This window comes from Bradyrhizobium sp. INPA03-11B (assembly GCF_040446015.1).
Taxonomy (GTDB): domain Bacteria; phylum Pseudomonadota; class Alphaproteobacteria; order Rhizobiales; family Xanthobacteraceae; genus Bradyrhizobium; species Bradyrhizobium macuxiense_A.
Genome location: NZ_JASGSR010000041.1, coordinates 38,083 through 53,335, shown reverse-complemented (window position 1 = coordinate 53,335; position 15,253 = coordinate 38,083). Strand labels below are relative to the sequence as shown.

At 65.2% G+C, this 15,253-nt stretch carries 17 protein-coding genes and 1 riboswitch; of the genes, 10 read left to right on the top strand and 7 right to left on the bottom strand.

All coding sequences use genetic code 11. From position 1 onward, the window contains the following. Positions 1–128 precede the first annotated feature (128 nt). From QMZ05_RS19125 to QMZ05_RS19090, 8 genes are all read left to right on the top strand, one after another. The gene (locus tag QMZ05_RS19125; RefSeq protein ID WP_353702149.1) at positions 129–860 is read left to right on the top strand and encodes a dienelactone hydrolase family protein; all 732 of its coding nucleotides are present in this window, start codon (positions 129–131) and stop codon (positions 858–860) included. Positions 861–876: 16 nt separating this feature from the next. Next, positions 877–1,368: a GNAT family N-acetyltransferase gene (locus QMZ05_RS19120; protein ID WP_353702148.1), complete on the top strand. Its 492-nt coding sequence runs from the start codon at positions 877–879 to the stop codon at positions 1,366–1,368. 5 nt (positions 1,369–1,373) lie between these two features. Beyond that, positions 1,374–2,219 carry a prolipoprotein diacylglyceryl transferase gene (lgt, locus tag QMZ05_RS19115; RefSeq protein WP_050424924.1) on the top strand — a complete coding sequence of 282 codons (846 nt, stop codon included), beginning with the start codon at positions 1,374–1,376 and terminating at the stop codon, positions 2,217–2,219. A gap of 84 nt (positions 2,220–2,303) precedes the next feature. Continuing rightward, positions 2,304–3,362: an SAM-dependent methyltransferase gene (locus QMZ05_RS19110; protein ID WP_353702160.1), complete on the top strand. Its 1,059-nt coding sequence runs from the start codon at positions 2,304–2,306 to the stop codon at positions 3,360–3,362. After that, complete coding sequence (gene pgeF / locus QMZ05_RS19105) at positions 3,359–4,126, top strand: peptidoglycan editing factor PgeF (protein ID WP_353702147.1); 768 nt, start codon at positions 3,359–3,361, stop codon at positions 4,124–4,126. Before QMZ05_RS19110 ends, pgeF begins: the two co-directional genes overlap by 4 nt. 73 nt (positions 4,127–4,199) lie before the next feature. Then, the gene (locus QMZ05_RS19100; RefSeq protein ID WP_353702146.1) at positions 4,200–5,132 is read left to right on the top strand and encodes a MerR family transcriptional regulator; all 933 of its coding nucleotides are present in this window, start codon (positions 4,200–4,202) and stop codon (positions 5,130–5,132) included. A 102-nt stretch (positions 5,133–5,234) separates the two neighbouring features. After that, positions 5,235–5,843, top strand: coding sequence for a hypothetical protein (locus QMZ05_RS19095; RefSeq protein ID WP_353702145.1), 609 nt, complete (start codon positions 5,235–5,237; stop codon positions 5,841–5,843). 179 nt (positions 5,844–6,022) lie between these two features. Further along, a complete protein-coding gene (locus tag QMZ05_RS19090; protein WP_028344316.1) occupies positions 6,023–6,976 on the top strand; it encodes a ribose-phosphate pyrophosphokinase in 954 nt (317 codons plus the stop codon). 162 nt (positions 6,977–7,138) lie between these two features. Here the strand turns inward: QMZ05_RS19090 and QMZ05_RS19085 are convergent, their stop codons facing one another. Further along, on the bottom strand, positions 7,139–7,945 hold the full coding sequence (locus tag QMZ05_RS19085) for an SDR family oxidoreductase (RefSeq protein ID WP_353702144.1): 807 nt from the start codon (positions 7,943–7,945) through the stop codon (positions 7,139–7,141). Between the two features lie 201 nt (positions 7,946–8,146). Further along, a complete protein-coding gene (locus tag QMZ05_RS19080; RefSeq protein WP_353702143.1) occupies positions 8,147–8,728 on the bottom strand; it encodes a 6,7-dimethyl-8-ribityllumazine synthase in 582 nt (193 codons plus the stop codon). Positions 8,729–8,807: 79 nt separating this feature from the next. Continuing rightward, a riboswitch (FMN riboswitch) is annotated at positions 8,808–8,962 on the bottom strand. Positions 8,963–9,405: 443 nt separating this feature from the next. On the opposite strand from QMZ05_RS19080, the gene QMZ05_RS19075 reads away from it, so the two are divergent. Together QMZ05_RS19075 and proC are read left to right on the top strand one after the other, a co-directional pair. Next, positions 9,406–9,906: a YbjN domain-containing protein gene (locus QMZ05_RS19075; protein WP_050424919.1), complete on the top strand. Its 501-nt coding sequence runs from the start codon at positions 9,406–9,408 to the stop codon at positions 9,904–9,906. 174 nt (positions 9,907–10,080) lie between these two features. Next, the gene (gene proC, locus QMZ05_RS19070; RefSeq protein ID WP_353702142.1) at positions 10,081–10,908 is read left to right on the top strand and encodes a pyrroline-5-carboxylate reductase; all 828 of its coding nucleotides are present in this window, start codon (positions 10,081–10,083) and stop codon (positions 10,906–10,908) included. A 6-nt stretch (positions 10,909–10,914) separates the two neighbouring features. Here proC and QMZ05_RS19065 read toward each other — a convergent pair whose 3' ends face one another. The 5 genes from QMZ05_RS19065 to QMZ05_RS19045 all read right to left on the bottom strand — a co-directional run bounded on the left by QMZ05_RS19065 (position 10,915) and on the right by QMZ05_RS19045 (position 15,211). Beyond that, entirely contained in the window at positions 10,915–11,325 is a 411-nt protein-coding gene (locus QMZ05_RS19065) for a thioesterase family protein (RefSeq protein ID WP_353702141.1), read from the bottom strand. A gap of 174 nt (positions 11,326–11,499) precedes the next feature. Further along, entirely contained in the window at positions 11,500–11,703 is a 204-nt protein-coding gene (locus QMZ05_RS19060) for a tautomerase family protein (protein WP_018269806.1), read from the bottom strand. Between the two features lie 118 nt (positions 11,704–11,821). Further along, on the bottom strand, positions 11,822–13,336 hold the full coding sequence (gene hisS / locus QMZ05_RS19055; RefSeq protein ID WP_353702140.1) for a histidine--tRNA ligase: 1,515 nt from the start codon (positions 13,334–13,336) through the stop codon (positions 11,822–11,824). A gap of 72 nt (positions 13,337–13,408) precedes the next feature. After that, complete coding sequence (locus QMZ05_RS19050) at positions 13,409–13,915, bottom strand: DUF2314 domain-containing protein (protein ID WP_353702139.1); 507 nt, start codon at positions 13,913–13,915, stop codon at positions 13,409–13,411. Positions 13,916–14,131: 216 nt separating this feature from the next. After that, complete coding sequence (locus QMZ05_RS19045) at positions 14,132–15,211, bottom strand: branched-chain amino acid aminotransferase (protein WP_353702138.1); 1,080 nt, start codon at positions 15,209–15,211, stop codon at positions 14,132–14,134. Between the last annotated feature and the right edge of the window lie 42 nt (positions 15,212–15,253).

Sequence of the window (15,253 nt, the reverse complement as noted above, 5' to 3'; positions counted from 1 at the left end):
TCAGCCATCCGGTTCAAGTCCGCCGCGAATGGCAGGCTTCCCGAGCGCTTGCCTTGTCATGCTCCGGTTTCCTTGCAATCGTATGAACTCACAACAGAAATCGCACACAAAACGCGAGCAGAAACGCCATGATCGAAGCGACCGTCGAGATCCCGACCAAGGACGGCAAGACCACCACCTTCATCACCCATCCCGAACGCGGCGGCCCCTTCCCTGTCGTCATCTTCTACATGGATGCGCCGGCGATCCGTGAGGAGCTGCGCGACATGGCGCGCCGGCTCGGCACATCGGGCTATTATGTGATGCTGCCGAACATGTACTACCGCGCCGGCGTGATGGAGCTCGGCCCGATCAATCCCGATCCGGAATCACCGGAGCGCAAGCGCATGTTCGAGCTGATGCACTCGCTCAACATTCCGCTGGTCATGGAAGATACCAAAAGCCTGCTCGCCTATGCCGAGACCCAGAAGGCCGCCAACACCAACATCATCGGCACGGTCGGCTATTGCATGAGCGGCCGCTATGCGGTGAACGCGGCGACGCATTTCGGCGATCGGGTCAAGGCCGCCGCCTCGGTCTACGGTACGCATCTGGCGACCGACCAGCCGGACAGCCCGCATCTCGCCGCGCAGAAGACCAAAGCCGAGCTCTATTTCGCCTGCGCCGAGACCGACATTTACGCGCCGGCGGAGATCATCGAGCAGGTGAAGGCGGGCATGAAGGGCTCGAACAACGAGGTCGAAATCTATCCCGGCACGCATCATGGCTTCGCCTTCCCCAAGCGCCCGGTCTATGACCGCGACGCCGCCGAGCGCCATTGGGAGCGGCTGCTCGCGCTCTACCGCCGCAACCTGGTCTGAGGCCCGAAGAATTGGGATGGCGGAGACCGCGCGAATTCGAGGCTATCGAAGCTCGGACGCCGACGAGGTGAACCGGCTCGCGGTTGCCGCCTTCGATCAATTCCGCGACGCCTTCGACGACTGGCCGGCGATGCGCGCCGGCCTGTCGCGAACCTCCGAGCTGAGTTCCGGCGGCGAGATCATCGTCGCCGATCTCGGCCACCGGCTTGCCGGCGCGGTCGGCTATTTCGGGCCCGGCGTCAAAAAGGCCGCATTCTTCGATCAGGCATGGCCGATCATTCGCATGCTGGTCGTCGACCCCGTCGACAGGGGCAAGGGACTCGGGCATGCGTTGACTTCGGAATGCTTCGCCAGAGCGCGGCGCGACCGGTGCCGGACCATTGCGCTTCACACGAGCCCCATCATGACGATCGCCTTGCCGATGTATCTGAAGATGGGCTTCAGCAAGGTCCATGACGCTCCGCCCATTCATGGCGTGCCCTACGCCGTCTACACGAAAGCGCTCTGATCCCGATGCCGCTCCTGCTGATCGACTTTCCGGTGTTCAACCCTGTCGCGCTCGCGCTCGGGCCGATCGTGATCCGCTGGTATGCGCTGGCCTATATCGTCGGCATCGTGCTGGGCTGGGTCTACGCCCGCTCGCTGATCAAGAAGGATCGGCTGTGGGGCGGGCCGGCGCCGATCACGCTGCCGCAGCTCGACGACTTCATCCTCTGGGTCACGATCGGCATCATCGTCGGCGGCCGCACCGGCTATGTGCTGTTCTACAATCTGCCGTTCTTCATCGAACACCCGTCCGAGATCCTCGAATTGTGGAAGGGCGGCATGTCGTTCCACGGCGGCTTCCTCGGCTGCGTCGCCGCGGTGATGCTGTTTGCCCGCCGCAACAACATCCCGATCCTGTCGCTCGGCGACATCACCACCGCGGTCGCGCCGATCGGGCTGTTCCTCGGCCGGCTCGCCAATTTCATCAACAGCGAATTGTGGGGCCGCCACGCCGATCCGAGCCTGCCCTGGGCGATGATCTTCCCCAATGGCGGGCCGCTGCCGCGCCATCCGAGCCAGCTCTACGAGGCCGGGCTCGAGGGCATCGTGCTGTTCACGGCGCTGGCGATCATGATCCGGATGGGAGCGCTGAAACGGCCCGGCTTGATCCTCGGCAGCTTCATTGCGATCTACGGCATTGCACGGATCATCGGCGAGCACTTCAGGGAGCCCGACCCGCAACTCGGATTCCTGTGGGGCGGACTAACCATGGGGATGCTGCTGTCGGTGCCAATGATTATTGTCGGCGCTATCATCATCACGGCCGCCGTTCGCCGCAGGGCCAACGGGCCGGCACCAACAACTCCAACCTGAAGCAAGTTCAATCCAAGGAAGGCCGTGAGCGAACCCTCCCCGCTGCTGGATGAGATCAGGAAGCTGATCAAGCTGTCCGGGCCGATGCCGGTCTGGCGCTACATGGAATTGTGCCTGATGCATCCGCGCTACGGCTACTATCTGTCGCGCGATCCGCTCGGCCGCGAGGGCGATTTCACCACGGCGCCCGAGGTCAGCCAGATGTTCGGCGAACTGCTCGGGCTGTGGAGCGCCTCGATCTGGCGCGCGATCGGCTCGCCGGAGACGCTCCGCCTGATCGAGCTCGGGCCCGGCCGCGGCACCATGATGTCCGACGCGCTGCGTGCGCTGCGCGTGCTGCCGCCGCTCTACCAGTCGCTCAGCATCCATCTCGTCGAGGTCAATCCGGTGCTGCGCGAGAAGCAGCACGCCACGCTGACCGGCATGCGCAACATCACCTGGCACGACAGCATCGACGATGTGCCCGAGGGACCGGCGGTGATCCTCGCCAACGAATATTTCGACGTGCTGCCGATTCACCAGATGGTCCGGCGCGAGACCGGCTGGCACGAGCGCACGGTCGGGATGGATGCCAATGGTAACCTGTATTTCGCGCCCGCCCCCGAGCCGACACCGCACTTCGAGGTGCTGCTGCCGCCGCTGGTGCGCGCCGCGCCGTTAGGTGCAGTGTTCGAATGGCGGCCCGACAACGAGATCATGAAGCTCGCCACGCGGGTGCGCGACCAGGACGGCGCCGCGCTGATCATCGATTACGGCCATCTGCGCAGCGATGCCGGCGACACCTTCCAGGCGATCGCGCGCCACAGCTTCGCCGACCCGCTGAAGAACCCCGGACAGGCCGACGTGACCGCGCATGTCGACTTCCAGGCTCTGGCGCGGGCCGCGGAGGACGTCGGCGCGCTCGTCCACGGGCCGGCGACGCAGGGCGACTTCCTCAAGCGCCTCGGCGTCGAGGCCCGCGCCGCCGGACTGATGGCGAAGGCAAGCCCCGAAATGTCCGCCGACATCGCCGGCGCGCTGAAGCGGCTGACCGATTCCGGGCGCGGCGGGATGGGCTCGATGTTCAAGGTCATGGCCATCTCCGACCCGCAGCTCACCTCGATCGCGGGCCTCAGCGATCAGCCTGACGAGACCGAACAATGACATTGGGATCACCGCTGCTATCGGCCATTCCAGGCCTGCGCCACGCCTTCTTCTCGCGCGAGGGCGGCGTGTCGGAAGGCATCTATGCCGGCCTCAATGGCGGGCTCGGCTCGCGCGACGATCCGGCCAAGGTCGTGGAGAACCGGCGGCGCATGGCAGAGCAGCTCGGCGTGCCGCTCGATCATTTGATCAGCGTGCATCAGGTGCACTCGCCCGACGCCGTCGTCGTGGACAGCCCGTGGAACGGCGCCGCGCGCCCGAAGGCGGATGCGCTCGTCACCCGCACTGAAGGTCTTGCGATCTCGGTCACGACCGCCGACTGCGGCCCGATCCTGTTCGTCGATCCCACTGCGCGGGTGATCGGCGCGGCGCATGCCGGCTGGAAGGGCGCGCTGACCGGCGTTTTGGAATCGACCATCAATGCGATGGAGAAGCTCGGCGCCGAGCGCGGCGGCATCGTCGCGGCGATCGGCCCGCTGATCCGCAAGGAATCCTACGAGGTCGGCAACGAATTCGTCGAACGCTTCATCGAGGCCGATGCCGAGAACGGCATGTTCTTCATGCCCAGCGAACGCGACGGACACGCGATGTTCGATCTCCCCGGCTTCATCCGCATGCGGCTGGAGAACGCCGGCGTGCTGATGATCGACGATCTCGGCATCGACACCTATTCCGACGAGCGCTGCTTCAGCTACCGCCGCTCCGTGCATCGCAAGGAAGGCGATTACGGCCGACTCGTTCACGCCATCGCGCTGGAAGGCTGACGCCGAACTCCCCGCCATATTTGTGCGATAACGCGCTTGACTCTCCGCCTGCTGGAGACCGGACAAGCTGCGCATGACACAACGCACTTACAGCATCGGCGAGGCGGCGCGGCTCAGCGGAATGAGTGTCCGCAAGCTCCGCTTCTATTCGGACCAGGGCTTGCTGCCGCCGGCCGGCCGCACCGCGAGCGGCTATCGCGTCTTCACCGACGACGAGCTGGTTCGCCTCGACCTGATCCGCTGCCTGCGCGATGCGGGGCTCGGTCTCGACGCCATCCGTGAGGTCCTGAGCAAGGAGCTCTCGCTGGTCGAGGCGCTGAAGCTCCGCCTCGAGACGCTGGAAGCGGAGATCGCGGCGCAGCGCCGCGTCGCCTCGGCCCTGCGGGCTGCGTTGCGTTCACCGCAACTCACCGAAGCAGACTTGAGGAGATTCCTGACCATGACGCAGCTGTCCCGCACCGAGCGCCGCAACGTCGTCGAACGCTTTTTCGAGAAAGTGTCCGACGGCATCAACATCGACCGGACGTGGATCCGGCAGATGATCGAAACCAGCGTGCCCGAGTTGCCGGATGAGCCGACGCCCGAACAATGCGATGCATGGATCGAGCTTTCGCAGATGCTCAACGATCCCAAGCTTGTCGCCAACATGCGCGCCAACGCCGAAGACGTCTGGAATCACCACGTGCTGGATCTTGCCGCCTGGCAAGAGGCCAACGAGGCCGTGTTGGCCAGAGCCAAGGAGATCATCGCGCGCGGCCTCGGGCCGAATTCGGAGGCCGGCCAGGTGCTGGCGCACGATTGGCTGGAGACGTCGGCGCGATTGCTGAAGCGAGAGCCCGACCTGGAATTCCGCAACTGGATTCGCGGCAAGTATGCGCTGCACGACGCCCGTGCAGCGCGCTATTGGGAGCTGGTCGCCATCATGCGCGGGCAATCGCCGGACGCGAGCCCGAACCGCGAATGGGCCTGGATCACGGAAGCCATGCGGCACCATCTCTCTGACTGAGCAGGGAAATCCGAATCCCCGTGGCGCGGCCGCCGGATCGGTTAACGGCTGTGGCCGTCCTGCCCTAGACGTTAAGCCGTTTTAACGATATCGCAGGACGCAATGAGGGAAGCGTCAAACTACCAGTTTCAAACTGGGACAGCCGTGCGTGCCGCGCTCGCAGCCAGCTGGCTGGCGATCGCCTGCGCGCTCGGCGGCTGCGCGGCCGGCGGCAATGTCGCCGACTCCTACGCCATGGCCACGCCGACGAGCGGCGGCGCAACCGTCGCGTTCGAATCGATCGACGGCCCGCCGCCCCAGGTGTTCGATCGCATGGTCGGCGTGCTCGACAGCGAATCCAAGCTGCGCAGCCTGTCGATCGTGTCGCGCGAGGGCACCGCGTCCTATCGCGTGCGCAGCTATTTGTCGGCGCAGGTGGTGCGCGGCCACACCATGATCGCGTGGGTGTGGGACGTCTACGACAGCAACCAGCAACGCGCGCTCCGCCTCTCCGGCGAGGAGCCCGCAGGCAAGGCCGGCCGCGACGCCTGGGCGGCCGCCGACGATCTGGTGCTGCGCAAGATCGCCCAGGCCGGCCTCAGCGGCCTCTCCAGCATGATCAATGGCGGCCCGGCCCCCGCCGCGGCACCGGAGCTCCGTGGGCCGGCGATGGTCAGCGCCCCGGCCTCCGCCGCGCCCGAGACCGTGGCACTCAGCTATTCCGCCAACTAACCCCCGGTATCTCCCGGGGAAAGGCGTTTTTTGCCCAGGAAAACCGCGGCGAAGGCGACCTAATGGGTTGCCAGCGGAGCCGCCTGCCTGATATTCCCTCGCGCACCGAAAACCCGCCGGTTCTGTAAGGACTTGAGATGCTGAACGTCGTATCCAGCAAGGCGCGGGGGGAAGCATCGATGTCGGCAAAAAACGGATCAATCAAGCTCGTCGCCGGCAACTCCAATCCTGCGCTGGCGCAGGACATCGCCAAGGGACTTGGCATCGAATTGACCAAGGCCGTGGTCCGGCGCTTCGCCGACATGGAGATCTTCGTCGAGATCCAGGAGAACGTCCGCGGCTCGGACATGTTCATCCTGCAGTCGACGTCGTTTCCGGCCAACGACAATCTGATGGAACTCTTGATCATCACCGACGCGCTGCGCCGGTCCTCGGCGCGCCGCATCACCGCGGTGGTGCCGTATTTCGGCTATGCCCGCCAGGACCGCAGGTCCGGCTCGCGTACCCCGATCTCGGCCAAGCTCGTCGCCAACCTGATCTCGCATGCCGGCGTCGACCGCGTCATGACGCTCGACCTGCATGCCGGCCAGATCCAGGGCTTCTTCGACATCCCGACCGACAATTTGTTCGCAGCGCCCTTGATGGTGCGCGACATCAAGGAAAAGTTCGACCTCGCCAAGGTGATGGTGGTGTCGCCCGACGTCGGCGGCGTGGCGCGTGCCCGCGGCCTCGCCAAGCGCATCAACACCCCGCTTGCGATCGTCGACAAGCGCCGCGAGCGCCCCGGTGAGTCCGAAGTGATGAACGTGATCGGCGACGTCGCCGGCTACAATTGCATCCTGGTCGACGACATCGTGGACTCCGGCGGCACGCTGGTGAACGCGGCCGAGGCGCTGATCGCGCACGGCGCCAAGGAAGTCTCGGCCTACATCACCCACGGCGTGCTGTCCGGCGGCGCCGCCGCGCGCATCGCCTCGTCGCGGCTGAAGGAACTGGTCATCACCGACTCGATCCTGCCGACCGAAGCCGTCAACAAGGCGCCGAACATCCGCCAGATCTCGATCGCCGGCCTGATTGCCGAAGCGATCGGCCGCACCGCTGCGGAAGAGTCGGTGTCGAGCCTGTTCGATTAGGCCCTAGCACTTGCTGTCGTCCCTGCGAAAGCAGGGACCCATAACCACAGGATCGCGTTGTTGAAGCGAGCTGTGGCCCCAGCGTTGCACAATAATCGACATTCGTGGTTATGGGTCCCGGCTCAAGGCCGGGACGACACCGAGTGTGTGGCGCCTGATGCACTAAAACCCCGGCCGCGGTACGTGGCTCATCAGCGTCCGCGCATAGCCGCCGTCGACGATGATCTCCTCGCCATTGACGTAGGACGAGCGGTCGCTGGCCAGGAACAGTGTCGCGTCCGCCATGTCCTGCGGCGCGCCGATCCGGCGCATCGGCACCACAGCGGTGCGGCGCTCGGTGACCCCGGGCGTATCGTAGAACGCCTGGCTCATCGGCGTGACGACGAGGCCGGGGCTGACCACATTGCTGCGGATGCCGTCCGGCCCCCATTCGGCGGCGAGTTGCTGCGACAGCATCACGACGCCGGCCTTGCTGACGCTGTAGGCGCCGCTCTGGCCCTGCGCGTTGCTGGCGGCGATCGAGGCGATGTGGATGAGGCTGCCGCGCCCGGCCTTGCGCATCTGGCGGCCGAACGCCTGCGCGCAGATGAAGTAGCCGGTGAGGTTGACCGCCAGCACCGCATTCCACTCGGCGAGCGGCAGCGTATCGAGCCCGCCGGCACGCAGCACCGCCGCGGTGTTGACGAGAATATCGCAAGCGCCAAGCGTTTGCGCAACGGTGTCAGCGGCGGCCGCGACGTTATCCTCGCTGGTCGTGTCGCAGCTTGCGACGAGATGGCCGTCGCCGAACTCGCGCAGCTTTGCCTTGGTCTCCGCCAGCCCACGCTCGTCGCGATCGAGCGCTGCGACCCTGGCCCCGGCACGCGCGAAGCTGACCGCGGTGGCGCGGCCGATGCCGCCGCCTCCGCCGGTGACAACGGCAACGCGGCCCGACAGGCCGAGCCAGTCGGAGGAATGTTGTTCGGTCATGGGCGCCTCCCGCGCATTCTGATTGATGCCGGCAAGCATAACCGAACGCACGGCGCGCGAGAGCGATCCCGGCACGCATGCCGGAATCGCTTTGGCGTCAGGACTGGAGCGCTTGGTGCTCTTGTTATTTGCGCATGATCTTTTCGGAAAACCGCTTCACACTTTGCGCTAACGCGGCCCTCCGGGTCCGGATCATGCGCTTTATCCAGGTATCCCCGCCGCGACCTGGCCGCGCAGGCGTTCCAGGCTGAGCAGCGTGTTGGCGCAGGCTTCCGCGACCTCGATCCCCTTGATCACGAAGTGCTTGCGGAAGAACTCGTAATGCACCTCCGTCTCGTGGAATTGCTGCGGCGTCAGCACCGCCGAGAACACCGGCACCTCGGTGCGCAACTGCACATCCATCAGCGCCTTGATCACGGTATCGGCGACGAATTCGTGGCGGTAGATGCCGCCATCGACGACGAGCCCGGCCGCGACGATCGCGGTGTAGCGGCGTGTCTTCGCCAGCAGCTGCGCATGCAGCGGGATCTCGAACGAGCCCGGCACCTCGAACACATCGACATTGGTGATGTGACGCGCCTCGATCTCCTTCAGGAAGGAGATGCGGCACTCCTCCACCACGTCGCGATGCCAGGACGATTGCACGAAGGCAACGCGCTGCGGCTTTGCGAAGTGCGGATGCTCCGGCGCCGGCGGATTTGCCGGCGTGTCGGGAGCGCTTTCTGCTTGGGAGGTTTGGACTTCAGCGTCTTGAACTTCAGTGTCTTGCAACATCTGATTCATGGCTTTCCTCTTTCAGGACCAGAATCAGGGCATACGGACAACGACACGAGCCCACGCGAAAAATCGCGTTGGCTGCCGCAACCGTTCTCTTTCATCCGGACTGTAACCGTCGGCTTCGGAATTGCACCGAATCTGCTGACCCTTCTCCCGGCTTCGCGGAAAAAGGCGCTCGCGGGCTTGGGCTCATCACCCTTTACCGCCGGTGGGGATTTTCACCCCGCCCTGAGAACATCGGCACGCCCGGGATGGACGTGCCTAAAACGAAATATGACCAAACCGCGACAGCCGGGCAAGGCCTTTGGCATGGGGAAACGGCATGTCCCCATGAGCGCGCCGCGGCTCTTGCAGAGTGGTGTGAGCGCCGGAAAGGCTGATTCACGCGCGCGGCGAAGCGCCGGCAAATGGTTAACAAATCGTTTACCGACCACGAAGATTCCGATTTGTTCGCAAAATCACAAGTGTGGCGGAGATCAGCTGTGGACGATGCGCGCTTTGGCTGTGGACGGACTCGGCGTGCGGTTGCGCGGATTCCGCAAATCACATCACTTCATCGGCGTCAGGTCCAGGGGCATCCGGAAGCCCGGTCAAGGAACTGCACTCGGCCACGACGCAGTATGTCGCAAGTGCCGGCTTCCGTGTGCGTATCAAGCGATCATAAGAACAAGGTCCGAGACGGCATGTCCCTCCTCGAAAGCATTATCGATTCCCGGAACAACCCGCTTGCGGTGGTCGAGGATATCGCCACCGACAACAACTGGGCGTTCGAGCGTTCCGGCGAAGACGAGGTGACGATCGTCTCCAAGGGAGACTGGATCGACTATCAGCTCTCGTTCACCTGGATGGGTGAGATCGAGGCGCTGCATCTCGCCTGCGCCTTCGACATGAAGATGCCGCAGGCGCGCCGCGCCGAGGTGCAGCGGCTGGTCGCCGCGATCAACGAGCAATTGTGGGTCGGACATTTCGATCTGTGGACCCACACCGGCATGGTGATGCATCGTCAGGCGCTGGTGCTGCCCGGCGGCCTCACCGCCTCCACCTCGCAATGCGAGGCCATGGTGGTCAACGCGATCCACGCCTGCGAGCGCTATTACCCTGCGTTCCAGTTCGTGGTGTGGGCCGGCAAGTCGACCGCCGAGGCGATGGCCGCGGCGATGTTCGATACCGAGGGAGAGGCGTAAGGGCACGGCCTTTCCATACGTCTCGGTGTCGTCCCTGCGAACGCAGGGACCCATACTCCGCGGCCGCGGGGCTCAAGCAAACTGCTTGTGGCCCGCTTCTCGCTTCACTAGAACCGCTTGTGGTTATGGGTCCCGGCTCAAGGCCGGGACGACACTGAGTTTGTGGAGCGAGCCGTGAGCACAAGCAGCGCACTGAAAAATACTTCCGGCACCATCGCGCTTGCGGGCGCGGGCAAGATGGGCGGCGCCATGCTGACCGGCTGGCTCGCGCAGGGCCTTGCGCCCACGCAGGTCGCAGTGATCGATCCGCATCTGTCGCCTGAGATCTCGGCACTCGCCGCAAAGGGCGTGCGGCTCAATCCGCAGCCAACGGAGCTCGGCACGGTCGACACGCTGGTCGTCGCGGTGAAGCCGCAATCGTTCCGCGATGCCGGCGGTGCGCTGAAAGCGCTGGTTGGCCCCTCGACGCTCGTGGTCTCGATCATGGCCGGCACGACCATCGCAGCGCTCGAGGAGGTTGTCGGCGGCGCGGTGGTGCGCGCGATGCCGAACACGCCAGCAGCAATCGGCCGCGGCATCACGGTCGCGGCGCCGTCAAAGCGCGTCACCGCCGCACAGCGTGCGATGACGGATGCGCTGCTGAAGGCGACCGGGCTGGTCGAATGGGTCGACGATGAGGGCCTGATGGACGCGGTGACCGCGGTCTCCGGCTCCGGCCCGGCCTATGTCTTCCTGCTCGCCGAGGAGCTGGCACGCGCCGGCGTCGCGGCCGGCCTGCCCGAGCAGCTCGCGACCACGCTGGCGCGCGCGACCGTCGCCGGCTCCGGCGAGTTGCTGCACCGCTCCGATCTGCCGTCGGCGACATTGCGGCAGAATGTCACCTCGCCCGGCGGCACCACGGCTGCCGCGCTCGAGGTGCTGATGGCGAATGACGGCCTACAGCCGCTGATGACCCGCGCGATTGCCGCCGCGACGCGACGCTCGAAGGAATTGGCGAAGTAGTCGGGCTTATTGCGCCGAACCGGACATCCCGGCCAAGCGCTTGTTAAAGCTCTCGACATTGATCAGGCCGCGGGCGTGGCGGCCTTCGCCGAGCTTGCGCGTGCCCTCAAAGGCCTCGACCTCGAAACGGATCACTCGACGTTCCACCGCGATCACCTTTGAGGTGGTCCGCACCGTGGCGCCGACCAGCGCAGCGGCAAGGTGGCGGATGTCGACCTCGGTCCCGACAGTGACCCAGCCGGGCTGCAACGCGGCGCGGATGGCATCGCCCGACGCCATCTCCATTTCGAGGATCATCATCGGCGTCGCATAGACGATCGGCATGCCCTGCACAAAATGCCCGACCGTGCGCTCCGGCGGCACCACGAGCAAGCGTTCGGCACTCATGCCGATCTTGATGAAGTCGCGTGCGTCCATTGGTGCCTCAGGAAAACTGTCGTCCCGGCGTAGGCCGGGACCCATAACCACCGAAGATCTTTGCTGCACGACGCTGGGGCCAGCTCGCTGCAACAACTCAACCCTGTGGTTATGGGTCCCAGCTTTCGTGCGCAATTGCGCACTAGGCCGGTACGACCCGTGGAGAGATAGGGGCTATTTCTTCGCCGCAGCGGCGCGCTCGACGAACGACTTGCCGCCCTTCATCTTGTGATGCAGCGGCGCTTCGTTGATCTGGATCACGACCGCGTCGGCATCGACGCCGAGATTCTTCACCAGCGCCTGGGTGATGTCGCGCATCATGCCGAGCTTCTGCTCGTCGGTGCGGCCGGCGGCCATGCTCACGGTGATCTCAGGCATTGTTACACTCCCTCTGTTGTCGCCATGGCCAGGCTGTTCCCGGCCATTCACGTCGCCGCGCATCAAACAAGAGGCAGATGCCCGGCACAAGGCCGGGCATCACATCACAAGCGAATGGCTATCCCCACGCCACGTCATGCCGCGCCAGCACCTCGCGGACTTTCGCGACCAGATCGGCCTCTGCGCAGGAGAACTGCGCCGGACGTGTTTCACGCCATTCCTGGTTGGACGCAATCGCAGCCGCCGCCTTGGCGCCCTCGATCAGATCCTTGATCTGCACCTCGCCGCGCGTCTTCTCGTCCGAACCCTGGATGATGACGCAAGGCGAGTTGCGGCGGTCGGCATATTTGAGCTGATTGCCCATGTTCTTCGGATTGCCGAGATAGAGCTCGGCGCGGATGCCGGCCTGGCGCAGCTCTGCGACCATCTTCTGGTAGTCGGCGACGCGGTCGCGGTCGAACACGGTGACGACGACGGGGCCGAATTCGGCCTGCGTGTCGAGCTGGCCGAGCATGGTCAGCGCGGCCTGCAGCCGCGACACGCCGATCGAGAAGCCGGTCGCCGGCACCGGCTCGCCGCGGAAGCGTGAGACGAGGCCGTCATACCGGCCGCCGCCGCCGACCGAGCCGAACCGCACCGGGCGACCCTTCTCGTCCTTGGTGTCGAGCAGCAGCTCAACCTCGTAGACCGGGCCGGTGTAGTATTCGAGACCGCGGACGACGGTGGGATCGATGCGAATGCGATCCGCGCCATAGCCGGACGCCGCGACCAGTTTTGCAATCTCTTCGAGCTCGCTCACGCCGGCCTGGCCAACTTCGCTCTTTGCCAAATAAGTCTCCGCCGCAGCGATCGCCTGTTTCCAGTCGTCGCGCTGCTGCGTGACTGCGAGCACGATATCGGCATCCGCCGGGCTCAGCTCAGCGCCCTTCGTGAAGTCGCCCTTGCCCTCTTCGCCGCCATCCCATCGCCCGGGACCAAGCAGCTTGCGAACCTCGTCGGCGGGAAACTTGTCGAGCTTGTCGATCGCACGCAGCACGGTGAGCCTGCGGCCGGCATTCTCCTCACCGCCGAGACCGATCGCCTCCAGCACGCCGTCGAGCACCTTGCGGTTGTTCACCTTCACGACATAGGAGCCGCGCGGAATGCCGAGCGCTTCCATCGTGTCGGCCGCCATCATGCAGATCTCGGCGTCGGCCGCCGGCGTCGCCGAGCCGACGGTGTCGGCGTCGAACTGCATGAACTGGCGGAAGCGGCCGGGACCGGGCTTCTCGTTGCGGAAGACATAGCCGAAACGATACGACCGATACGGCTTCGGCAGCGCGTCGAAATTTTCCGCGACATAGCGCGCCAGCGGCGCGGTCAGGTCGTAGCGCAGCGAGATCCACTGCTCGTCATCGTCCTGGAACGAGAACACGCCCTCGTTGGGACGATCCTGGTCGGGCAGGAACTTGCCGAGCGCGTCGGTGTATTCCATCGCCGGCGTCTCCACCGGCTCGAAGCCGTAGAGCTCATAGACGGCGCGGATCTTCTCGACCATCGCCCGCGTGGCATTGATCGCGGCCGGGCCGCGATCTTCCAGTCCGCGCGGCAGGCGCGCCTTCAGTTTCTGGGGTTTTTTGGGTTTTTCGGCCATTGGCGGCATTTATCAGTGGACGCGCAAAGCGGCAACCCGCTCTGCGCGCCGCCGCGGCCAAAACGCCGGCCTTTAAGGCTGCTCCATCCGCGCGCGCAGCGCGTCGGCGTCGGCCTTCGGCATCGATTTCAGCAGCGGCTTGATGGTCTCGCCGCCGACGATCTTGCCGTTGCGCATGAACATCCAGTCCGAGATATCGGCCTCCTTGAACTCGACGAGGTCGCCGGCCCGCTTGCCCGGCAGGTCGCGCGGCTGGTTGGCGAAGCGGCCGGTATAGCCGCCATTCGGCAGTTTCTTCACCTCGCGCATCCAGATGTGCTCGCCCTCATTGCGATGGGTCGGAAAGCGGACCTTCAGGGAGTGCTGGGTCTCGGACGGCTTCGGCGCCTCATAGGAGGCCCAGAATGCCGGAAGCGTGTCGCGTGCATGGGCGATCGCGGCATTCATCTCCGGGTCAGCCGTGCGAACATCGATCACCGGCGAGCGGTCCTCGGCGCGCGCGGTGCTCGTTCCGGCGAACGCGAATGCAGCCGTGATCAGCACGGCACAGGTCAGACGTGTTACGAGAGTTTTGGTCATGTCATCACGCAAGTGGGGGATTGTTTGAAGCGGGAGCGAGACTTTGTCGCGCGCTCGCGGCAGGCCGTTCATGCGATGACGGCCGGCAACATGAAAAAATGACGGCCGGGCCAAGCATCGGCATGCTCGCCGGTGTCCCAAAACGAAAGCGCCTCTCCCTTGCACAGGAAGAGGCGCCAAATCGAAGCGTGTCAGCGGTGGCCCCCCCCCCGCGTGTCAGGCGACGTTTCTGATCCAGTTGTGCGGATCGTTGGTGCGACCGTACTGGATGTCGACCAGCTTCTTGCGCAGCCCCATGGCGACCGGGCCGGCCACGCCGCGGCTGATCTGGAAATCGCCGCTCGCCGAGCATACCTTGCCGATCGGCGAGATCACGGCCGCTGTGCCGCAGGCGAACGCTTCCTTCAGCTTGCCGCTGGCGGCGTCGGCACGCCACTGCTGGATGGTGTAGGGCTCCTCGCGCACGCGCGTGCCAGCATCCTTGGCAAGCGCGATGATCGAGTCGCGGGTGATGCCCGGCAGGATGGTGCCGAGCGGCGGCGTCAGCAGCGAGCCGTCGTCGAAGGCGAAGAAGATGTTCATGCCGCCGAGCTCCTCGATGTAGCGGCGCTCGACCGCATCGAGGAACACGACCTGGTCGCAGCCGCGCTCGATCGCCTCCGCCTGCGCGCGCAGGCTGGCGGCATAGTTACCGCCGCACTTCACGGCACCGGTGCCGCCGATCGCGGCGCGCGTGTAATTCTCCGACACCCAGATCGACACCGGTGCGGGGCCGCCCTTGAAGTAGGAGCCGACCGGCGATGCGATGACCGAGAAGATGTATTCCGCCGACGGCTTCACGCCGAGGAAGACCTCGCTCGCAATCATGAACGGCCGCAGATAGAGGCTGCCCTCGCCGCCCGGGATCCAGGCGCGATCGATCCGCACCAGCTGCTCGACCGCGTCGATGAACACATCCTCGGGCAGCGGCGCCATCGCCATGCGCTCGGCCGAATCGTGGAAGCGGCGGGCATTGGCGTCGGGACGGAACAGGTTCACGCCGCCATCATCGCGCCGGTAGGCCTTGAGACCTTCGAAAATTTCCTGGGCGTAGTGCAGCACTGCGCCGGCCGGATCGAGCGGGAAATTCGCGCGGGCCTCAACGCGGGCGCTGTGCCAGCCCTTGCCCTGGCTGTAACGGACGATCGCCATGTGGTCGGTAAAGACGCGGCCGAAGCCCGGGTCCACGAGCTTCGCCGCGCGATCCTTGTCGGAGGTCGCGTTCGGCGAAGGCTGGATGTCGAATTTCAAAGTCATTTTTCTTGCTTTCCGCTGTCGGAACCGGCGCCATACCGGGCG

Bases quoted from the DNA above. Each gene is read 5' to 3' on its own strand.
- QMZ05_RS19125 (WP_353702149.1), top strand. From the start codon at position 129: ATGATCGAAGCGACCGTCGAGATCCCGACCAAGGACGGCAAGACCACC.
- QMZ05_RS19120 (WP_353702148.1), top strand. From the start codon at position 877: ATGGCGGAGACCGCGCGAATTCGAGGCTATCGAAGCTCGGACGCCGAC.
- lgt (WP_050424924.1), top strand. From the start codon at position 1,374: ATGCCGCTCCTGCTGATCGACTTTCCGGTGTTCAACCCTGTCGCGCTC.
- QMZ05_RS19110 (WP_353702160.1), top strand. From the start codon at position 2,304: ATGCCGGTCTGGCGCTACATGGAATTGTGCCTGATGCATCCGCGCTAC.
- pgeF (WP_353702147.1), top strand. From the start codon at position 3,359: ATGACATTGGGATCACCGCTGCTATCGGCCATTCCAGGCCTGCGCCAC.
- QMZ05_RS19100 (WP_353702146.1), top strand. From the start codon at position 4,200: ATGACACAACGCACTTACAGCATCGGCGAGGCGGCGCGGCTCAGCGGA.
- QMZ05_RS19095 (WP_353702145.1), top strand. From the start codon at position 5,235: ATGAGGGAAGCGTCAAACTACCAGTTTCAAACTGGGACAGCCGTGCGT.
- QMZ05_RS19090 (WP_028344316.1), top strand. From the start codon at position 6,023: ATGTCGGCAAAAAACGGATCAATCAAGCTCGTCGCCGGCAACTCCAAT.
- QMZ05_RS19085 (WP_353702144.1), bottom strand. From the start codon at position 7,945: ATGACCGAACAACATTCCTCCGACTGGCTCGGCCTGTCGGGCCGCGTT.
- QMZ05_RS19080 (WP_353702143.1), bottom strand. From the start codon at position 8,728: ATGAATCAGATGTTGCAAGACACTGAAGTTCAAGACGCTGAAGTCCAA.
- QMZ05_RS19075 (WP_050424919.1), top strand. From the start codon at position 9,406: ATGTCCCTCCTCGAAAGCATTATCGATTCCCGGAACAACCCGCTTGCG.
- QMZ05_RS19065 (WP_353702141.1), bottom strand. From the start codon at position 11,325: ATGGACGCACGCGACTTCATCAAGATCGGCATGAGTGCCGAACGCTTG.
- QMZ05_RS19060 (WP_018269806.1), bottom strand. From the start codon at position 11,703: ATGCCTGAGATCACCGTGAGCATGGCCGCCGGCCGCACCGACGAGCAG.
- hisS (WP_353702140.1), bottom strand. From the start codon at position 13,336: ATGGCCGAAAAACCCAAAAAACCCCAGAAACTGAAGGCGCGCCTGCCG.
- QMZ05_RS19050 (WP_353702139.1), bottom strand. From the start codon at position 13,915: ATGACCAAAACTCTCGTAACACGTCTGACCTGTGCCGTGCTGATCACG.
- QMZ05_RS19045 (WP_353702138.1), bottom strand. From the start codon at position 15,211: ATGACTTTGAAATTCGACATCCAGCCTTCGCCGAACGCGACCTCCGAC.